Origin of the sequence: Streptomyces chengmaiensis (assembly GCF_029846775.1) — a bacterium.
Lineage (GTDB): Bacteria > Actinomycetota > Actinomycetes > Streptomycetales > Streptomycetaceae > Streptomyces > Streptomyces chengmaiensis.
On record NZ_JARWBG010000054.1, the window covers coordinates 25,421 to 44,077 of the forward strand.

At 70.1% G+C, this 18,657-nt stretch carries 18 protein-coding genes; 7 read left to right on the forward strand and 11 right to left on the reverse strand.

What is annotated here, in order from left to right; genetic code table 11:
• Positions 1-23 precede the first annotated feature (23 nt).
• Complete coding sequence (locus QCN29_RS30465; RefSeq protein ID WP_279932214.1) at positions 24-755, forward strand: SDR family oxidoreductase; 732 nt, start codon at positions 24-26, stop codon at positions 753-755.
• Entirely contained in the window at positions 752-1,627 is an 876-nt protein-coding gene (locus QCN29_RS30470; protein ID WP_279932215.1) for an NAD(P)-dependent oxidoreductase, read from the forward strand. Before QCN29_RS30465 ends, QCN29_RS30470 begins: the two co-directional genes overlap by 4 nt.
• Before the next feature lie 157 nt (positions 1,628-1,784).
• Here QCN29_RS30470 and QCN29_RS30475 read toward each other — a convergent pair whose 3' ends face one another.
• Both QCN29_RS30475 and QCN29_RS30480 read right to left on the reverse strand, forming a co-directional pair.
• Positions 1,785-4,385 carry an HAD-IC family P-type ATPase gene (locus QCN29_RS30475; RefSeq protein WP_279932216.1) on the reverse strand — a complete coding sequence of 867 codons (2,601 nt, stop codon included), beginning with the start codon at positions 4,383-4,385 and terminating at the stop codon, positions 1,785-1,787.
• A gap of 53 nt (positions 4,386-4,438) precedes the next feature.
• Entirely contained in the window at positions 4,439-4,735 is a 297-nt protein-coding gene (locus tag QCN29_RS30480) for a DUF2530 domain-containing protein (protein WP_279932218.1), read from the reverse strand.
• A 141-nt stretch (positions 4,736-4,876) separates the two neighbouring features.
• Between QCN29_RS30480 and QCN29_RS30485 the strand changes: the two genes are divergently transcribed.
• A complete protein-coding gene (locus QCN29_RS30485) occupies positions 4,877-6,361 on the forward strand; it encodes an NCS2 family permease (RefSeq protein ID WP_279932219.1) in 1,485 nt (494 codons plus the stop codon).
• 128 nt (positions 6,362-6,489) lie between these two features.
• On the opposite strand, the gene QCN29_RS30490 is transcribed toward QCN29_RS30485, so the two are convergent.
• On the reverse strand, positions 6,490-6,711 hold the full coding sequence (locus tag QCN29_RS30490) for a ribbon-helix-helix protein, CopG family (RefSeq protein ID WP_279932221.1): 222 nt from the start codon (positions 6,709-6,711) through the stop codon (positions 6,490-6,492).
• Positions 6,712-6,848: 137 nt separating this feature from the next.
• On the opposite strand from QCN29_RS30490, the gene QCN29_RS30495 reads away from it, so the two are divergent.
• From QCN29_RS30495 to thpR, 3 genes are all read left to right on the forward strand, one after another.
• On the forward strand, positions 6,849-7,286 hold the full coding sequence (locus QCN29_RS30495) for a MarR family winged helix-turn-helix transcriptional regulator (protein ID WP_240137834.1): 438 nt from the start codon (positions 6,849-6,851) through the stop codon (positions 7,284-7,286).
• Positions 7,287-7,318: 32 nt separating this feature from the next.
• Positions 7,319-8,704 carry an MFS transporter gene (locus QCN29_RS30500; RefSeq protein WP_279932223.1) on the forward strand — a complete coding sequence of 462 codons (1,386 nt, stop codon included), beginning with the start codon at positions 7,319-7,321 and terminating at the stop codon, positions 8,702-8,704.
• 392 nt (positions 8,705-9,096) lie between these two features.
• On the forward strand, positions 9,097-9,660 hold the full coding sequence (gene thpR / locus QCN29_RS30505; protein WP_279932224.1) for an RNA 2',3'-cyclic phosphodiesterase: 564 nt from the start codon (positions 9,097-9,099) through the stop codon (positions 9,658-9,660).
• A gap of 316 nt (positions 9,661-9,976) precedes the next feature.
• On the opposite strand, the gene QCN29_RS30510 is transcribed toward thpR, so the two are convergent.
• The 4 genes from QCN29_RS30510 to QCN29_RS30525 form a co-directional block, all read right to left on the reverse strand.
• Complete coding sequence (locus QCN29_RS30510; RefSeq protein WP_279932225.1) at positions 9,977-10,975, reverse strand: aldo/keto reductase; 999 nt, start codon at positions 10,973-10,975, stop codon at positions 9,977-9,979.
• Positions 10,976-11,079: 104 nt separating this feature from the next.
• The gene (locus QCN29_RS30515; protein WP_279932226.1) at positions 11,080-11,670 is read right to left on the reverse strand and encodes a Uma2 family endonuclease; all 591 of its coding nucleotides are present in this window, start codon (positions 11,668-11,670) and stop codon (positions 11,080-11,082) included.
• Positions 11,671-11,762: 92 nt separating this feature from the next.
• Complete coding sequence (locus tag QCN29_RS30520) at positions 11,763-12,353, reverse strand: Uma2 family endonuclease (RefSeq protein WP_279932227.1); 591 nt, start codon at positions 12,351-12,353, stop codon at positions 11,763-11,765.
• Positions 12,354-12,436: 83 nt separating this feature from the next.
• Positions 12,437-12,952 (reverse strand): MarR family winged helix-turn-helix transcriptional regulator, encoded by a 516-nt coding sequence (locus QCN29_RS30525; protein WP_279932229.1) that lies wholly within the window; start codon positions 12,950-12,952, stop codon positions 12,437-12,439.
• Positions 12,953-12,979: 27 nt separating this feature from the next.
• On the opposite strand from QCN29_RS30525, the gene QCN29_RS30530 reads away from it, so the two are divergent.
• Positions 12,980-13,483 (forward strand): carboxymuconolactone decarboxylase family protein, encoded by a 504-nt coding sequence (locus QCN29_RS30530; protein ID WP_279932230.1) that lies wholly within the window; start codon positions 12,980-12,982, stop codon positions 13,481-13,483.
• Between the two features lie 121 nt (positions 13,484-13,604).
• On the opposite strand, the gene QCN29_RS30535 is transcribed toward QCN29_RS30530, so the two are convergent.
• The 4 genes from QCN29_RS30535 to QCN29_RS30550 form a co-directional block, all read right to left on the reverse strand.
• Positions 13,605-14,582, reverse strand: a complete 978-nt coding sequence (locus QCN29_RS30535) for an AraC family transcriptional regulator (protein WP_279932231.1) — start codon at positions 14,580-14,582, stop codon at positions 13,605-13,607.
• A gap of 17 nt (positions 14,583-14,599) precedes the next feature.
• Positions 14,600-15,412 (reverse strand): oxidoreductase, encoded by an 813-nt coding sequence (locus tag QCN29_RS30540; protein WP_279932233.1) that lies wholly within the window; start codon positions 15,410-15,412, stop codon positions 14,600-14,602.
• A gap of 432 nt (positions 15,413-15,844) precedes the next feature.
• Positions 15,845-17,377 carry an FG-GAP-like repeat-containing protein gene (locus QCN29_RS30545; protein ID WP_279932235.1) on the reverse strand — a complete coding sequence of 511 codons (1,533 nt, stop codon included), beginning with the start codon at positions 17,375-17,377 and terminating at the stop codon, positions 15,845-15,847.
• A 370-nt stretch (positions 17,378-17,747) separates the two neighbouring features.
• On the reverse strand, positions 17,748-18,230 hold the full coding sequence (locus tag QCN29_RS30550; RefSeq protein WP_279932237.1) for a trypsin-like serine protease: 483 nt from the start codon (positions 18,228-18,230) through the stop codon (positions 17,748-17,750).
• Positions 18,231-18,657 lie beyond the last annotated feature (427 nt).

An 18,657-nucleotide genomic window follows, 5' to 3' on the forward strand; every position in this document is an offset into this window, starting at 1 on the left:
CGGGGCTTTCTAGCGTTCCGGGCATGGACATCAACAACTCGGTCGCTCTGGTGACCGGTTCGAACCGCGGCCTGGGCCGCGCCCTGGTCGAGGTCCTGCTGGAGCGGGGCGCACGGCGCGTGTACGCGGCCGCTCGCGACCCCGAGTCCCCGGCCGCGGCCGCGGCCGCGCGGGACAGGGTGGTCCCGCTCAGGCTCGATCTCACCTCCCTCGACGACATCAGCGCCGCCGTCGCGCAGGCGTCCGATGTGACGCTGCTGGTCAACAACGCGGGCACGGCGCACTTCGCCGACCCGTTCGCCGCCGGCCGCGACGAGCCGGCGGCGGAGATGGCCGCCAACTACACCGGCGCCGTCGATCTGATCCGTGCCTTCGCCCCGGTCATCGAGAGCGCCGGAGGCGGGGCCGTCGTCAATGTGCTGTCGCTGCTCGCCCTGGCCGGCACACCGCCCATGGCCGGTTACGCCGCCTCCAAGGCCGCACTGCACTCCTTCACCCAGTCCATCCGCCCGGGGCTGCGCCCACGCGGCATCGCGGTGCACGGCGTGTACCCCGGGGGCATCGACACCGACATGCTCGCCGGGTTCGACGATGTGCCGAAGGCCGAGCCGCGCAAGGTCGCGGAGGCCGTCGTGGACGGTGTCGCCGCCGGGCACACCGACATCTTCCCCGACCCCGTCTCCGAGGAGATGTCGAAGCTGTGGTGGACCGACCCCAAGGGCTTCGAGCGGGCGTTCTCCGGGGAGGGCCGATGACGACGGCACTGCCCCGCGTCGCGGTGATCGGGCTGGGCGCGATGGGCGCCCGCCTGGCGCGCAATCTGCGTGCCGGCGGCTATCCGGTGGTGGTGGCGAACAGGTCCCCCGAACCGGTGCGGCGGCTGGCCGCCGCGGGCGCGACCGCGGCGGCCTCCCCGGCGGACGCCGCCGCCCGAGCCGATGTCGTGCTCGTCACCGTCACCGACGACGACGCCTCCGAGACCGTATGGCTCGACCCGCGCACCGGGGTGCTGGCCGGCGCCCCGCGGGGAGTCCTGGCCATTGACGCCGGCACGCTGTCCCCGGGCTGGGTCCGGAAGCTGGCCGCAACGGCCACCGGTGCCGGGCTGCGGTTTCTGGAGGCGCCGATGATCGGGTCTCGCCCCCAGGTCGAGGCACGCGCACTGGTACATCTGGCCGGCGGCCCGCCCGAGGTCCTGGTGGACGCCCGCGGTGTACTGGAGGAAAGCGCGGCGCGTATCCAGCACGTCGGCGACTACGGCGCCGCCGCCACGCTGAAGCTCATCGTGAACGCGGCCCTGGCCACCCAGGTCGCTGTCATGGCCGAACTGCTGGGTGTCGCCAGCCGCGCGGGCCTCGACCCGGCGGAAGCGGTCCGCGTCCTCACCGATCTGCCGGTGACCAGCCCGGCCGCCGCACGCGCGATCGGCGTCATGACCGCCGGTGACTTCACACCGAACTTCCCGGTCCGGCTCGCGGCGAAAGACCTGCGGTATCTGACCGCGCTCGCCGATGAGCTCGCGGACCGGACGCCGATGACCCGCACGGCGCTGGCCTGCTACGAACGGGCCGACGCCACCGGCCACGCCGACGACGACCTCACCGCCGTCGCGGCGACCTACCGGTGACCCGCCCCGCGGGGCCGCCCCGGAGCGGCCCCGCGGCACAGCCCCCGACCCTGGGGCGGCCCTTGCGGGCTCAGGCCGTCGCACCGGCGGACGACACGCCTCCGTCTCCTCGTGGTGCCGGTGAACGTGTCTGAGGGGCGGGCCTGCCCGGCCCGCCCTACGTCTGGAACCTCCGGGTCACCTGCCGCCAGGCCAGCTCCAGCGCCCCCGCGGCCGCCGCCGCGATCGCCACCGCAGTCCAGGGCATCGTCGTGCCGACGAGCTTCAGCGCGAAGAAGTCCTGAAGCCAGGGGATCACCAGCACCAGCAGGAAACCGAGTCCCATCGCCGCCACCAGACCCACGCGCCACCAGGTGTACGGGCGGGCGATGATGGCCAGGACCCAGAGGGAGACCAGGAACAGGGTCAGGGTCGCCGCGCTGGTCTCCGCGGCGAGTGCGTCCGGGCCGCTGTAGTGGACCCGGGCCAGCAGATACGTCGCGAAGGTCGCCGCCGCCGCGATCAGCCCGGCCGGGACGGCGTACCGCATCACCCTCCGTACGAAGTGCGGTTTGGCACGTTCCTTGTTGGGGGCGAGCGCCAGGAAGAAGGCGGGCACGCCGATCGTCAGCGTGGACAGCAGCGTCAGATGCCGCGGCAGGAAGGGGTACTCGACCTGAGTGAGGACCACCAGGATCGCCAGCAGCACCGAGTACACGGTCTTGGTGAGGAACAGGGTCGCGACCCGGGTGATGTTGCCGATCACCCGCCGTCCCTCCGCCACCACCGAGGGCAGCGTCGCGAAGCTGTTGTTCAGCAGCACGATCTGCGCGACGGCGCGGGTCGCCTCCGAACCCGACCCCATCGACACCCCGATGTCGGCGTCCTTGAGCGCCAGGACGTCATTGACGCCGTCGCCCGTCATGGCGACCGTGTGCCCGCGCGACTGGAGCGCGCCGACCATGTCGCGTTTCTGCCGCGGGGTGACGCGCCCGAAGACGGCGTTCTCCTCCAGCTCCGCCGCCATCTCGTCCCGCTCTTCCGGCAGCCGCCGGGCGTCGACGGTGTGCTCCGCGCCGCGCATCCCGAGTTTGCCCGCGACCGCGCCCACGGACACCGCGTTGTCGCCGGAGATGACCTTCGCCGAGACGTTCTGCTCGGCGAAGTACCGCAGGGTGTCCGACGCGTCCGGCCGCAGCCGCTGCTCCAGCACCACCAGCGCCGCGGGCTTGGCGTCCCTGGCCGCATCGGCCCCTTCGAGCCCCCCGGGCCCGTCCGCCGCGCGGGCCAGCAGCAGCACCCGCAGGCCCTGCTCGTTGAGGTGCTCGATCTCGTCCAGGGCCGGATCGTCCGGCGCGAGCAGCACATCGGGTGCGCCCAGCAGCCAGCTGGAGCTCTCGCCGTTGCCCTCGCTGAAGCTTGCGCCGCTGTACTTGCGCGCGGACGAGAAGGGCAGGGCCTGGGTGCACCGCCACTCCTCGCTGTCCGGATACGCGTCGATGATCGCCTGCAGTGAGGCGTTGGGCCGCGGATCGGCCTCGCCGAGCGCGCCCAGCACCTTGCGTACGTACTCCTCCTCCGTGCCGCCCAGGGTGCGCAGCTCGGTGACGTCCATGCCGCCCTCGGTGAGGGTGCCGGTCTTGTCGAGGCAGACGACGTCCACGCGCGCGAGGCCCTCGATCGCGGGCAGTTCCTGAACCAGGCACTGCTGGCGGCCCAGCCTGATGACGCCGATGGCGAAGGCGACGGAGGTCAGCAGCACCAGACCCTCGGGGATCATCGGCACGATCCCGCCGACCGTCCGCGCCACCGAGTCGTCGAAGGCGTGCTCCTTGACGACGAGCTGGCTGATGATGAGGCCGAGAGCGGTCGGGACCATCATCCAGGTGACGTACTTGAGGATCGTGGAGATCCCGGACCGCAGCTCGGAGTGGACGAGCGTGAAGCGGGACGCCTCCTCGGCGAGCTGCGCCGCATACGCCTCGCGCCCCACCTTGGTCGCGGTGAACGCGCCGCCGCCCGCGACGACGAAGCTGCCCGACATCACCTGGTCGCCGGGGTGTTTGACGACGGGGTCGGCCTCGCCGGTGAGCAGCGACTCGTCGACTTCCAGACTGTCGGCCTCGGCGACCTCCCCGTCGACGACGACCTTGTCGCCGGGGCCGAGTTCGATCAGATCCCCGAGGACGATCTCTGAGGTGTGGATCTCGGCTGCGACGCCGTCCCGCCGCACCGTCGGCTTGGCCTCCCCGATGACGGCGAGCCCGTCGAGGGTCTTCTTGGCGCGCAGCTCCTGGATGATGCCGATGCCGGTGTTGGCGACGATGACGAAGCCGAAGAGGCTGTCCTGGATCGGCGCGACGAAGAGCATGATCGCCCACAGGACGCCGATGATGGCGTTGAAGCGGGTGAAGACGTTGCCGCGGACGATGTCCGCGGTGGAGCGGGAACTGCGTACGGGGACGTCGTTGACCTCGCCGCGGGCGACGCGTTCGGCGACCTCCGCCGTGCTCAGCCCGGCGGGGCGCGCCGCAGTGCGCTCAGCACGCCACGCGCGCTCGCCGTCGCGCTCAGCGCCCCGCTCAGCGCCCGCGGGGCTTCTGGCGCCCGCGGGGCTCCTGGCGGTCTCGGTGCTCGCTGCGGGCAGCGTCCGCGGATGTACGGGGTCGAGCTCCGCCCCCGCGTCTATGAGGGGGCCCGGCGCCGGCTCGGGGCCGTCCCGGCCGTCGCCGCCGCCATCCTCGTCCCCGTCCCCGTCGACTCTCGCCCGCTGCGTCATGGTTCTGACGGTAAGGGCGGTTGCCGTGGTTCACCGCCCGAGCGGGGTGAACTTCAGACTGCGGGAGGAGACACATCGTCCCCGGGGGGTACGCGCCCGGCCTGCGCGCGCTTGATCGCGGCGTCCCGCTTGCGCACGTACCAGATGCCGATGAGGCCCAGGCCCGCGCCGGCCAGGCACGTCCACACCCACCAGGTCAGATCGCGGTCGTCGAACCAGCCGTAGAAGGGGACCTGCACGAGGAAGAGGACGAACCACAGGATCGTGCCGCCGGTGATGGTGGCGACGACGGGCCCTTCCAGCGGCTCTGGCGCCTCGTGCTCGGGCGTCCACTTCAGAAATCCAGCCATGCGCTCAGCGTAGTGGGTACCCACGATGGGTCTACGCGCGGAGATACCGCTCTCTCGTTTATGTGTTCATACTGAAACGGTTTGCGTCCAACCCCTTGCATTCGTATGAACAGCCGAACAGAGCATCGACGAGGTTCCCGTATGACCCCCACGGCCACTGCCCCTGCGGACGGTCGGCAGTCCCCGCAGCCGCAGCGGCAGCCGGGCTCCGGTCACGGCCGCCTCGGCGTTGCGCTCGACCGCTATTTCCGGGTCTCCGAGCGCGGCTCCACCTTCGGCCGCGAGGTGCGCGGCGGGTTCGCCACGTTCTTCGCGATGGCGTACATCATCGTGCTGAATCCGATCATTCTCGGCAGCGCGCACGACCTGCACGAGAACTACCTCGACGGCGGCCAGCTGGTCACCGCCACGGTGATCACCGCCGCCTTCACCACGCTGCTCATGGGCGTCATCGGCAATGTCCCGGTCGCGCTCGCGGCCGGCCTCGGGGTGAACACCGTCGTCGCCCTCCAGCTCGCGCCCCGGATGTCCTGGCCGGACGCCATGGGCATGGTGGTGCTGGCGGGCTTCGCCGTGATGCTGCTGGTGGCCACCGGACTGCGCGAGCGGGTGATGAACGCCGTGCCGCTCGGTCTGCGCAAGGGCATTGCGATCGGCATCGGCCTGTTCATCATGCTGATCGGCCTGGTGGACTCCGGCTTCGTCTCCCGCATCCCGGACGAAGCCGACACCGTCGTCCCGCTCCAGCTGGGCCCGGACGGCCATCTGGGCGGCTGGCCGGTCCTCGTCTTCGTCGTCGGCGTGCTGCTGACGCTCGCACTGATCATCCGCAAGGCGCCGGGTGCGATTCTGATCTCCATCGTGGCGATGACGGCCGTCGCGGCCGCCGTCCAGCTGGCTGCGGATCTGCCGGAGGGGGCCTGGGGGCTGACCACGCCCGAGTGGCCGGGCAGTCCGGTCGCCTCCCCGGACTTCGGGCTGATCGGCCAGGTGAGCCTGTTCGGCGGCTTCGAGAAGGTGGGGCTGCTCACCGGCCTGCTGTTCGTCTTCACCGTGCTGCTGTCGTGCTTCTTCGACGCGATGGGCACCATCCTCGCCGTCGGCGACGAGGCGAAGCTGATGGACGAGGACGGCAACGTCCCCGGAATCAACAAGGTCCTGCTGGTGGACGGTCTGGCGGTCGCCTCGGGCGGCGCGAGCTCCTCGTCCGCGACCACCTGCTTTGTGGAGTCCACGGCGGGCGTCGGCGAAGGCGCGCGCACGGGCCTGGCGTCCGTGGTCACCGGGGGGCTCTTCTCGCTGGCGCTGTTCCTGACCCCGCTGGCCACCATGGTGCCCTCGCAGGCGGCGACGCCCGCCCTGGTGGCCGTGGGCTTTCTGATCCTGGCCGGTTCGGTGCGGGACATCGACTGGGGCGACTTCACCATCGCCGTGCCGGCGTTCCTGGCCATGGTGATGATGCCGTTCACGTACTCGATCACCAACGGGATCGGGATCGGCTTCATCGCCTTCAGCGTGCTGCGGCTGGCGGCGGGCCGGGGGCGTGAGGTGCCCGTCGCCATGTACGCCGTGTCGGCGGTGTTCGCCTTCTACTACGTGATGCCGGCGCTCGGTCTCACGTCGTAGGGTCCGGTCTCATGTCGTGAGGCTCGGTCTCACGTCGTAGGGCCCGTCTCATGTCGTGAGGCTCGGTCTCGCGTCGTGGGGTCCGGTCTCATGTCGTAGGGCCCGGCCTCGCGTCATGGCGTCCGGTCTCATGTCGTGGTCGTCGCGGTCGGACGGTCTCCGTAGAACTTCTCCGTCTCGTCGACGGCCGCGTGGAAGCGCTCGTCGAAATCGACGCGGGCGAGCGTCCGGAGGACGTAGTCCTGGACGCTCGCCCCGCGTCTGGCGGCATGCTGCCGGAGCCGGTCGAGCAGCTCTTCGTCTATCCGCAGGCTGAGCACCGTCGATGTCGATCCCGATGCCGATCCCATGCATCCCATGTCGCCCAGGGTGGCCAGTGCGCCACACGGGTGGCGTCACTTTCCGGATGTGGCTCACTCGGACGAGTGACACGTGACGGCAAGAACACGACTATTCTTAGGCTGACTAATGAGCTACCCTAAGGACTATGCCTGACCTGAACCACGGCGACGACGCGGCCGCCGTGAACTCCCTCCGCTCGGCCGTGATGCGGCTGGGCCGACGCCTCAAGCACCAGCGCGTCGACGAATCGCTGAGCCCGACCGAGATGTCGGTGCTCGGCACCCTCGCCCGCTGCGGTTCCGCCACCCCCGGAGAGCTGGCCCGCAAGGAGCACGTCCAGCCGCCGTCCATGACCCGGATCGTGGCGCTGCTGGAGGCCAAGGGACTGGTCCGGCTGGAGCCGCATCCCGACGACCGCCGGCAGAAGGTGGTCAGCCAGACCGAGCAGGCCGAGGCCATGCTTGAGGAGTCCCGCCGCAAGCGGAACGCCTGGCTGGCAGCCCTCGCCGACGGCCTGGACGAGGACGAGTGGGCCAAGCTCCGCGAGGCCGCACCCGTACTGGAGAAGCTCGCGCACATGTAAGCAGCCGCCGACACCCTGGGAGGCGAACCCTTTTGCGTACGGGACCCGGAGCAGACTCCGCACCCGCACCTGCCCCTACGACGACACCCACCGCCGACCGAACCTCGATGTTCAGCTCGCTGAAGATCCGCAACTACCGGCTCTTCGCCACCGGGCAGGTCATCTCCAACACCGGCACCTGGATGCAGCGCATCGCCCAGGACTGGCTGGTGCTCACCCTCACCGGCTCCGCATCGGCCGTCGGCATCACCATCGCGCTGCAGTTCCTTCCGATGCTGCTCTTCGGCCTGTACGGCGGAGTCCTCGCCGACCGGCTGCCCAAGCGGCCACTGCTGCTGGCCACCCAGTCCGCGATGGCCCTGACCGGCCTCGCCCTCGCCGGCCTCACCCTCAGCGGCCACGTCCAGGTCTGGCACGTCTATCTGACCGCCTTCCTCCTCGGCCTCGTCACCGTCGTCGACAACCCCGCGCGCCAGTCGTTCGTCTCCGAGATGGTCGGCCCGGAGCAGCTGCCCAACGCGGTCAGCCTGAACTCCGCCAACTTCCAGTCCGCCCGGCTCGTCGGGCCCGCCGTCGCCGGCGTACTGATCACCGCCGTCGGCAGCGGGTACGCCTTCCTCCTCAACGGCCTGTCCTTCCTCGCGCCCATCACGGGCCTGCTGATGATGCGGTCCGCCGAACTCCACAAGGCCCGGCGCGCGCCGCGCGGCAAGGGTCAGCTGCGCGAAGGGCTCGCCTATGTCGCCGGGCGGCCCGAGCTGATCTGGCCGATCGTCCTCGTCGGCTTCATCGGCACCTTCGGCTTCAACTTCCCCATCTGGCTGACGGCCTTCGTCGACGACGTGTACCACTCGGGAGCGGGCGCCTACGGCCTGCTCAACACACTGATGGCGGCCGGCTCGCTGACGGGCGCGCTGCTCGCCGCCCGCCGCGGCGCCTCGCGGCTGCGCATCCTGGTCGGCGCGGCGCTGATCTTCGGCCTGCTGGAGATCGTGACCGCGTTTGCGCCCGCCTTCTGGGTCTTCGCGGCGCTGATGGCCCCCCTCGGGATGTTCGGCCTGACCGTGAACGTCACGGCCAACTCCAGCCTCCAGATGGCGACGGACCCGCAGATGCGGGGACGGGTGATGAGCCTGTTCATGATGGTCTTCATCGGCGGCACGCCGATCGGCGCACCGCTGGTCGGCTGGATCACCGACACCTTCGGCCCGCGTGTCGGCTTCGCGGCGGGCGGCGCGGTCTCACTGATCGCGGCTGCGTGCGTGGGCCTGATCCTGGCCCGTGTGGGCGGTCTGCGGCTCAAGGTGGACCTGCGCCCCGGTCTCCGCCCGCATGTGCGTTTCGTACCCCGTGACCCCCGCACCGCCGACGAGCAGCGCGCGCGGGAACCGGCGGAAGAGCTGACGCCGGCGGTGTGACCGCGCCGCCGTTCCGCCCGACGCAGCGGGCCGGCGGCCCGGAGCCCCCGCAGGGTTGACTCCCAGGGGGCGAGCGCGGCGCGCATGAAGCCCGTCACCGAGCCTGTGACCGGTCAGCCCGTGACCGCAGCCCATCGCCGCAGCCTGTGACCGGTCAGCCCGTGAACGCAGCCCATCGCCGCAGCCTGTGACCGGTCAGCCCGTGACCGCAGCTCGCGGCCGCAGCCCGTGACCGCAGCCCATGGCCGAAAGCCCGTGGCCGCAGGCAGCGCGCGCCGCGGCGGCGTGGGGCCTGCGGGCGAGGGGCCGGGCGGGAGCGGGGCGCCGAGCCCGGCACGCGGCGGCCCGACGCGCGGTGCCGCAGGCCCCGGCGGCGGTGGGAGACTCGCCCTATGAGACTCTTCACCGCCGTACTGCCTCCCCCCGCGGCGCTGGACGAAGTCGGCCGCGCCGTCGACCGGTTGAGATCCCTCCCGGGCGCGGACGACCTGCGCTGGAGCACCCCGGAGGGCTGGCACTACACGCTCGCCTTCATGGGGGAGGTGGAGGACAGGCTGCTGCCGGAGCTGCACGAGCGGCTGTCCCGGGCGGCGCACCGGAGCGCACCCTTCGCGCTGCGCGCGCACGGGGGCGGACGGTTCGGCAAACGGGCGCTGTGGATCGGCGCCGCCGGCGGCCTCGACGAGCTGCGGCTCCTCGCGGAACGCTCCGACGCGGCCGCGCGCCGCGCAGGCGTGCCCATGGACGAGCACCGCCGCTACCAGGCCCATCTGACGATCGCACGCGCCCGCTTCGACGCCGACCTGCGACCGTACGTCACGGCGCTGGAGGGCTTCGAGGGCGAGCCGTGGGAGGTGGCCCGGCTGGCTCTCGTCCGCAGCAATCTGCCGAGGGGCGGAGCCCCGGGCGCGCGGCCGCGGTACGAGACCGTGGGCGAGTGGGAGCTGGGCCGCTGATTGCGCTGCCCCGCCCCTCCGGGGAAGGAGCGGGGCCGGTGCGGTTAATCTCGAAGCGTGGACCCGAAGACCCGGAACCGGATCATGGCCGGTGCGCTTGTGCTGATGTTCGCGATCATCGCGGTGGCGTCGGTGCTCTGACGGCTGCCCCGTGCTCCGGCTGCTGTCCTGTGATCCAGCCGACTGTTATGTGTTCTGGCGGCTGCCCCGCGTTCTGACCAGCCGTCCTGTGTTCATGCGGCCGCCCCGCGCTGCGGTCGGCTGCTCCGCGCTGCGGTCGGTTGCCCCGCGCTGCGGTCGGCCGGCCCCGCACTGCTCACCAGGCGAATGCCTCGGGAGCGGGCCCGGGCCCCGGGAAGATCTCGTCCAGCGCCGCGAGCACGGTGTCCGACAGCTCCAGCTCGACCGCGCGCAGTGCGGAGGCAAGCTGGTTGGCGGTGCGCGGCCCGACGATTGGGCCGGTCACCCCGGGCCGGGTGAGCAGCCAGGCCAGCGCGGTCTCGCCCGGATCCAGACCGTGCTCCCCGAGCAGCTCCTCGTACGCCTGGATCTGCCCCCGCACCTCGGTGTTCGCGAGCGCCTGAGCGGAACGCCCGGCCCCGGACCGGGTCGCGCCGCCCTCGCGCTCCTTCCTGATCACCCCGCCGAGCAGCCCGCCGCTCAGCGGCGACCAGGGGACGACCCCCAGCCCGTACTCCCGCGCGGCCGGGATGACCTCCATCTCGGCGCGCCGCTCGGCCAGGTTGTACAGGCACTGCTCGCTGACCAGGCCGTACGAGCCGCGGCGGCCGGCTGCCTCGTTCATCTGCGCGATCTTCCAGCCCGGGAAGTTGCTGGACCCCACATAGAGGACCTTGCCCTGTTGGACCAGGACGTCCATGGCCTGCCAGATCTCGTCGACGGGCGTGCGTCGGTCGACGTGATGGAACTGGTACAGGTCGATGTAGTCGGTCTTCAGCCGCTTCAGCGAGGCGTCGACGGCCCGACGGATGTTGAGCGCGGAGAGCCGGTCGTGATTGGGCCAGGGACCGCCGCCGCCCGTGTCCATGTTGCCGAACACCTTGGTGGCGAGGACGACCTTGTCCCGGCGGTCGCCGCCCTTGGCGAACCAGTTGCCGATGATCTCTTCCGTACGGCCCTTGTTCTCGCCCCAGCCGTACACGTTCGCGGTGTCGACGAGATTGATCCCCGCGTCGAGCGCGGCGTCCATGATGGTGTGGCTGTCCGCCTCGTCGGTCTGCGGCCCGAAGTTCATCGTCCCGAGGACGATTCGGCTGACCTTGAGTCCCGTACGCCCGAGCTGCGTGTACTTCATGGACGCCAAGCCAACGCCTTGGAGTCCGCTCCAGGCAAGGGAACGCGCGCGGCGCGGACGAGCTGCGCCGGTCGGGCGGATGTCAGTCGGATGTCAGTCGGATGTCAATCCCGGGGGAAGCCGTCGGTGGCGAGGGTGAGGCCGGCGGGGGTGTGGGTGAGGTCGATCTCGTCGCCGAAGTCGAACTTCGCCTCACTGGCGTAGTCGCCGTCCTTGGGGCCCGTGTGGAGCAGACACTTGCCGACGTACGGATCGACGATCAGATAGACGGGGACGCCTGCCTCGGCGTAGGAAGCCTTCTTGGGGCCGTAGTCGTTTGCGGCGGTGTCCCTGGAAATGACTTCCGCGACAAACTCGATGTCCTGGTAGCGCCAGCGACCCTTGGCATTTTTTCTGGATTGCTCGGTGAACGCTGCGACGTCGCATGCGAAGCCGTTGAGATATCCGGGAAAGTCGATCCGGACGTCTGAAGCCAGCCGCTGCGGGGCGTACACAGCGGCCAACTGCCTGGCGATGCTGAAAATGATCTCCCAGTGCGTCTGCCGCTGCGGCGACATATGGATGGACCCCCCGACGATCTCGACCTTGTATCCCTCGGGGACGGGCATCCTCTCGAGCCTCTTGAACAGGTTGTCCAAGGTGAGCTCGTCGCTGCTTTCGGCCATTTCGATCCTGTCGGCTGCTACGACGGTCATCGTGGCGCTCCTCCCCGCTGCCGCTCGATCGCAGGCAGCGCCAAGTGCAACGATACGCAGGGAGGAGAGGACACGGCGGCAGCGAGGAAGTGTCAGTCGCGGGGGAAGCCGTCGGTGGCGAGGGTGAGGCCGGCGGGGGTGTGGGTGAGGTCGATCTCGTCGCCGAAGGTGAACCTGGCGTCGGTGTCGTAGTCGCCGTTCTTGGGGGTCGTGTGAAGCACGCACTTGCCGGTGTAGGGGTTGATGATGAGATAGGCGGGGACCTTGGCCTCGGCGTAGGCGGCCTTCTTGGGGCCGTAGTCGTTCAGGGCGGTGTTCTTGGAGATGACTTCGGCCACGAACTGCACGTCCTGGTAGCTCCAGCGCCCCTGTGCGCTCTTCTCGGCGTCGTCACTGAGCAGCGCCACATCGGGGGCGAAGCCGTTGAGGTGACCCGGGAAGTCGATACGGACGTCAGACTTGAGCCTTGTCCTGGGGAACTTTGTCCGCAACTGCTCAATGATGCCCGCGATAATGTCCCAGTGGACGTCCCGTTGCGGCGAGATGAAGATGTGCCCCCCGACGATCTCGGTTTTGTATCCCTCGGGGACGGGCATCTTCTCGAGCCACTCGAACAGCGTGTCCAAGGTGAGCTCGTCGCTGCTGTTGGCCATCTCGATCCTGTCGGCTGCTACGACGGTCATCGCGGCGCTCCTCCCCGCTGCCGCTCGATCACAGGCAGCGCGCAGTACAACGATACGCACGCGGGGAAGGTCACGGCGGTCAGTCAGCCGCCGAGCCAGCCGGCCGCGTCGAGGCGGAAGCTCTCGGGCGGTGTGACCGTGCGGAGGTCTGCCTCCATGGCGCGCAGGCGGTCCGTGCCGAGGGTCTTCGCCCACTCCGCGCGCAGCTCGTCGAAGATCGCGGCGGAGCGGGTCAGGGCGTCTGCTCCGTGCGGGGTGAGGCGGATGAGCTTGCGGCGGGCGTCGGCCGGATCGTCGGTGCGGGTGCAGTAGCCGAGGGCGATCAGGCGGTCGAGGGTCTTGCCCGCGGCCTGTTTGGAGACCCCGAGCCGCCGCCCGACCTCGCTCGCCGTCGCCCCGTCGCGCCCGATCGCCTGCATGGCGAAGCCGTGGGCGGGCCGGAGGTCGGGGTGTCCCTGCGCGGCGAGCTCTGTGTGCAGGCGGTCGATGAGGGAGCGGAACCCGGCGAAGAGGAGCAGGGGCAGCTCGTACCCGGGGGTGTCGGCCGCCGGGGCATTGCCCTTATCGACAACCTGGTTTACGTTCTTATGGTCAACCATGTTGTCGATTGTAGGAGCTGGCAGCCCATGTTCGTCGAGCACACCCTTGAGTCGGCCCCGCAGGGCTCGCGCCGCGCGATGGAGGCGACGGTCCAGCGCCTGGGCCACCTGCCGCGAGCGGTCGCGAAGCTCGCGACCTCACCGCATCTGCTGGACGGCTTCCTAAGGCTCAGCGCGATGTTCGAGCAGACGACACTGGAGCCCGTCGCCCGCGAGGTCGTCATCATGGCCGTCGCCGCACGCAACGGATGCGAGGTGTGCGTCGCGATGCACACGGGGAAGCTGCGGGCCCTTGGCGCCGATGACGCGCTGGTGGCCGCGCTGTGCGAGGCGCGGCCGGTCGGCGACGAACGCCTTGAGGCGGTACGGCGGTTCGCGCTGCTCGTACTCGACACGGCCGGTGCGGTTCAGGACGCGGACCTTCGGGCGTTCCTGGCGCACGGCTATACCCGGCAGCATGCGCTGGAGGTGGTGATGGGCATCGGCACTTACACGATGTCGACGCTCGCGAACCGCCTTACACGGGCGTAGCGAAGCGGGCGGCCCGCGCCCCGGGAGAGGGCTCTGACGGCGGGCGGCATCCGGGTCCTAGGCCGGGTGCTCGCGGCTTGGGAAGGCCTCGCGACACCGATGCGTGCGGCTCCCGCACAGGTCAGCCCAGCTGCGCGGGAGTCAGGCCGGTCCAGGTGTGGAAGGCGCGGTAGAAGGAGTTGGGATCCTCGTATCCGAGCAGGAAGGAGATCTCCCGCACCGTCAGCTGCGAGTGGGCCAGATAGTGCCGGGCCAGGGTCTCCCGGGTGTCGTTGAGGACCGTCTGGAAGGTGGTGCCCTCGCCCTTCAGCTGCCGCTGAAGCGTGCGGGTGCTCACGGTCAGCGATCGGGCGACCGCCTCCATCGCGGCGCTGCCGGCGGGCAGGAGTTCCAGCAGCGCCGCCCGGACCCGCTCGGTCGCGGTGGCGCCCGACTCCAGCTCGGACATCCGGCGTCGAAGCTCCGGTTCGAAGAAGTCCCACATGCGCGGGTCCGCGGTGAGGAACGGCCGGTCGGCGTCGTACGACGAGAAGGTGATCGACTGCTGTGGCCCGCGCTCGACGGCGGCGCCGAGGAAGTCCAGGTAGGGGCGGGCGTCCGGGGGCGGCTCAGGGGTGGTGATCCGCAACGGGGACACCTGCGCCCGGGTGGCGACCCTGGCCAGCACCACCCAGAAGACCAGTTCCGTCACCGCCAGCAGAGGCGGCGGCGTCACCGACGGGGGCCATGCCAGCACCAGCGTGAGCCGGCCGGACGCCTCCGTGACCTGGACGGCCATGGGGCCGATCAACTTCTTGTACGCGGCGATCCGGCGGGCCGCCGCCCGGAGGTCCGGACTGCACAACGCGGCGAACAGCAGCGGGTCGAAGACTTCCGGGGACAGCACCCGCGCGACGGTGAGCGGCAGCTCGGGGTCGTCGGCCTCCGCCTCGACCGCCCGCCACAGGGAGAAGTACTCCTCGGCGGTGAGCTGTACCGGCGTCCGGGCGAACAGATCCTGCGCCAGCCCCGCCCGGCGCAGCACATCGCCGGGCGAGAGGCCGAGGTCCGTCAGCAGCGCCCGGGTCGAGGCCTGCACGGTGAACAGATCAGCGGGCATGACGTCTCCTGCGGGGTTCACACGAAGCGCATCACCAGGCGGTCGAACGTCCGGTCGCTGAGCCACCTGCGTGTGGCGATCAGCGGCTTGGCGTACTTGCCCGCAACGTACCGCGTCTTGGGCCGCCGTGCCGTGATCGAGCCGACGATCACCTCGGCCAGACGGGAGGCGGGGGTGCCGCCGCCGCGCTTGTAGTTCTCCCGGGTGGCCGCGGCCAGCCTGTGCGCCAGCCCGCTGTAGTCGGAGGACCCCGAACGCTCCAGCATGGGCTCCACCATCACCTCGCCGAATTCGGTTTCGATGACGCCCGGTTCGATGATGACGACGTTGACGCCGAACGGCGCGACCTCCAGGCGCAGCGAGTCCGACCAGCCTTCCAGGGCGTGCTTGGTGGCGTGGTACCAGCTGCCCAGCGGTGTGTAGATCCTGCCGCCGACCGACGAGATGTTCACGATCCTGCCCGAACCCTGTTTGCGCATATACGGCAGCACCAGCTGGGTGAGCCGGGCGAGGCCGAAGAGGTTCACCTCGAACTGGTACCGGGCGTCGTCGACGGAGGTGTCCGCCATCGCCCCGTACATGCCGAATCCGGCGTTGTTGACCAGGACGTCCACCCCGCCGCGTTCCGCCGCGATGCGGTCGACGACCGCCTTGACGTCCTCGTCGCGGGTGATGTCCATCCGGAGGGTCACCGCGCCCCGTTCCTGCAGGTCGCGCATCCGCTCGACCCGGCGGGCGACGGCGTAGACCGCGTAGCCCTCGTCGAGGAGTTTCTTGGCCGTTTCCTTGCCCATGCCTGACGAGGCGCCGGTGACCAGGGCTGTTCGCATGACTTTTCTGCTTTCTGTGCCGAATGATCCCGAATGCTTCTCCTGTCACGCTACGGGGGGCCGGCGCGGCCCGCACTGGCAGAAGACGCCAGGCCACTTGCACAACGCGCCAGACCGGCTGCGGCTGCCGCGCACCCCGAGGGCGGACGGCGAACGACCCGCGAGGCGCTGCGGCCTTCGCGGGTCGTTCGGGGGACCGGCCGGTCTGTGCGCCGGTCAGCTGCTCGACGGGGTCACCGGGTGATCATCAGCGTGCTGCCGCTGAGGTAGCTGCCGTTGAGGTAGTCGCCCATGTTCTTGCGTACGGCGATTCTGCCGTCGCGGCCGTGGACGATGAGGTCCGCCCTGCCGTCGCCGGTGACGTCGGCGAAGTAGAGGCGGCCGAGGTCCTTGCCGTCGAAGAGCCGCCGTCGGCGGCGGCTGAGGAGACGCTCAGGACTTGGCAGGCCACATCGCCGTGCGGGAGCCGAGCTTGCCCTTGCCGTCGCCCGGGTACAGGTAGAGCCCTCCGCTGCTGTTGATCGCCGCGACGTCGCCCTTGCCGTCGCCGTTGAAGTCGCCGCCCATGATGACGCGGAAGCCGCCCCACGACTCGTCGTGCCACATGGACGCGCCGGAGTCGAGCTTGCCCTTGGCGTTGCCCTTGTAGAGGTGGAGGCCGCCGCTCTGGGCGACGGCGATCACGTCGTCCCGGCCGTCGCCGTTGAAGTCACCGCTGCTGATGTGCTTCTTGTTCCAGGTCTTGTCGTGCCACATCTCGTGCCGCTTGCCCGACAGCACGCCGTTGGCAGCGCTCGGGTAGGCGTACAGGCCGCCGCTGGGCGATATGGCGATCAGCCCGTCGCGCTCCCAGCCGACGCCGCGGTAGCGGGTCACGTTGAGGAAGTTGCGCCAGGAGTCGTCCTTCCACATCTTCAGCGGTGATCCGAGGCGGCCGCCGCTGGTGCCCGGGTAGAGGTGGAGGTTCCCGTCGCCGTTGACTGCTGCGATGTCGGCGCGGCCGTCGCCGTTGAAATCACCGCCCACGATCTTCAACTTGTGCCGCCAGCTGCCGTCGTGCTTCCAGAGCTCGCGACCGTACTGCAGCTTGCCGTTCGCGGCGGTGTAGAAGGCGTGCAGATTGCCGTCCTTGAGGATGGCGGCGACATCGGGGCGGCCGTCGCCGTTGAAGTCGGCAGAGGTGACGAGGTCCGTCACATTCTGGTGCAGGGACGCAAGACGGATCCGCTGGATCCACCCGGCGGCGGTGTCGACACGGCTCTCCGCCGCACCGGTCCGCGTCTCCGTCTCACCGAAGCAGCCGCCCTGCCATGAACGGCTGTTGACCGCGACCAGCTCGAAGACGCCGCTCCTCTCCCGGAATGCCGGCCCGCCGGCATCGCCCTTGCAGACCGCCCCCGCTCCGTCCTCGGCGCTGATGTTCACCGCGGTGTCGGTGACGGAGTCAACGGTGAACGTGCCCGCGTGCAGACGCTCCGGCACCCAGGTGGTCTTGGTGCGGCCGAAGCCGGCCACCTTCAAGGAGTCACCGGCCGCCGGGGCGTCGGTCGCCAGGTCGATCGGAGTCAGGCCGTCCGCGGGCTTGGCGAGGCGCGCCATCACCAGTTCGCGGTCCGGGCTGGGCACCAGCTCTACGATCTCGCTCGTATGCCCGCCGCTCGCCGACAGATCGGCCCGCCCGACGGTGGCGACCGTCTTGGCGGAGGGCTTGCCGGCCGGGACCGCTTTCCCCGGAGTCTCGGCGAAGCAGCTCGCCGCACTGAGGACCCACTGGTGGTCCACCAGAACGCCGGAGCAGGCGCGGTCGGTGTCGTCGACAGCGAGATGTGCGGTGAAGGCGTACGCGCCCTGCTCGACGGCGTCGCCGACGACGGCATGGGCGGGCGCGGCGATGGCGAAGGGGGCCGCGACGGCGGTCGCCATCAGTCCCCCGGTGATCGCCTTGCGCGGACGATTGCTCGACATGGTCGGTGTTCCTGTTCCCCTCTGGTCACGGAGAGCCGGTCGTCTGCTCCGGCGTCACCGCCGGCCCATGGACCCGTCGTCGTTCCGGCGCAAAGTGGCCGCTGTCGGCTGCGGCGCGTGTGCAAGCATCAGGATCCCCCTGGTCCCCCTGGTCAGATCGCGCCGTGCGCTTATGACGCCCTGTCGGTCCCGGCTCGGGGCGGGGTCAAGAAAGACACCCTCCGGAGCATCGGGACAACCAGCTCACCTCTGGCATGCCGAGTAAATCATATGTAAGCGCCAATAATTGCAGGTGGCCACGGTCTTGGGTGTGCTGTGAAGTGCCGCCTGTGAGCGATCGATCCGCTGGGCAGTCCAATAGCCTGGCGGATCATTGGGAGTCCCCGCTTTTCCGGGTGACCGTCGCCGTCCGACGAGCTCCAGTACGGTTCGCCAGGAGTCGCCGCCGAGGGGCACGGTGACATGGCCGCTGATCCTTCCCGGCGACCTTGACCGGTGCGATGCCCTGAACCCGCTGCGCCAGCTTGACGAGCACGATATCCCGGTCGTTCCGCGGAACCACCTCGACGATGTCGAGGTTCTGCTTGCCCAGGGTGGCGGTGGACTCCAGCGCGGGCTTGCCGGCGGGTACGGGCTCGCCCGGTGAGGCGGTGAGCAGCCACTGCTGGTGCACTAGCGCGCCGGAGCAGCCGCGCATGGCGTCGCCCTCGCCGATGCGGAGCTGGGCGGTGAAGGCGTGGTCGCCGGCGGCCGCGGGCGTGCCGGAGACCGCCTGGGCGACCGGTGCCGCGGTGACAAGTCCGGCGGTGACGGCGGGTTCGATTCCGGCGGCGAAAAGGCCGCGCGTGAACATGGCATGGGGGTTATGAAGGACAAGGCCTTTTCTGCTTCTTGTTCCTGTCCGACAATCATTGGCTTCTGCGCTCTAGGCGGCCGTGCCCGCATGGCGGACACGGCCGCCTTCCTCATCGTTGGGGTTGCCAGAGAAGAGGGAAGCCCCCAGACAGTCGCAACCCGGGAGGTCGCACAGCGGCGCGAGAGCCCGGATCTGTCGCCGTTCCGGCGCATTCCGGAGCCCTCCGTAGGGCAAGAGGCTGGCTGCGGCATGGCCCTAGACGCACCCCTGGCGTGAGGTGCATGTGCCCCCTGTTTACGCCATCTGCTTGATGGTGCTCCAGGTGTTCCCGCCGAGAGTGACCGGTACCTGGGTGTTGAGTTGGCCGTTGCCCTTGCCGGTGTAGATGTGGAGGGTGCCGTCACCCCAGATGGCCATCAGGTCG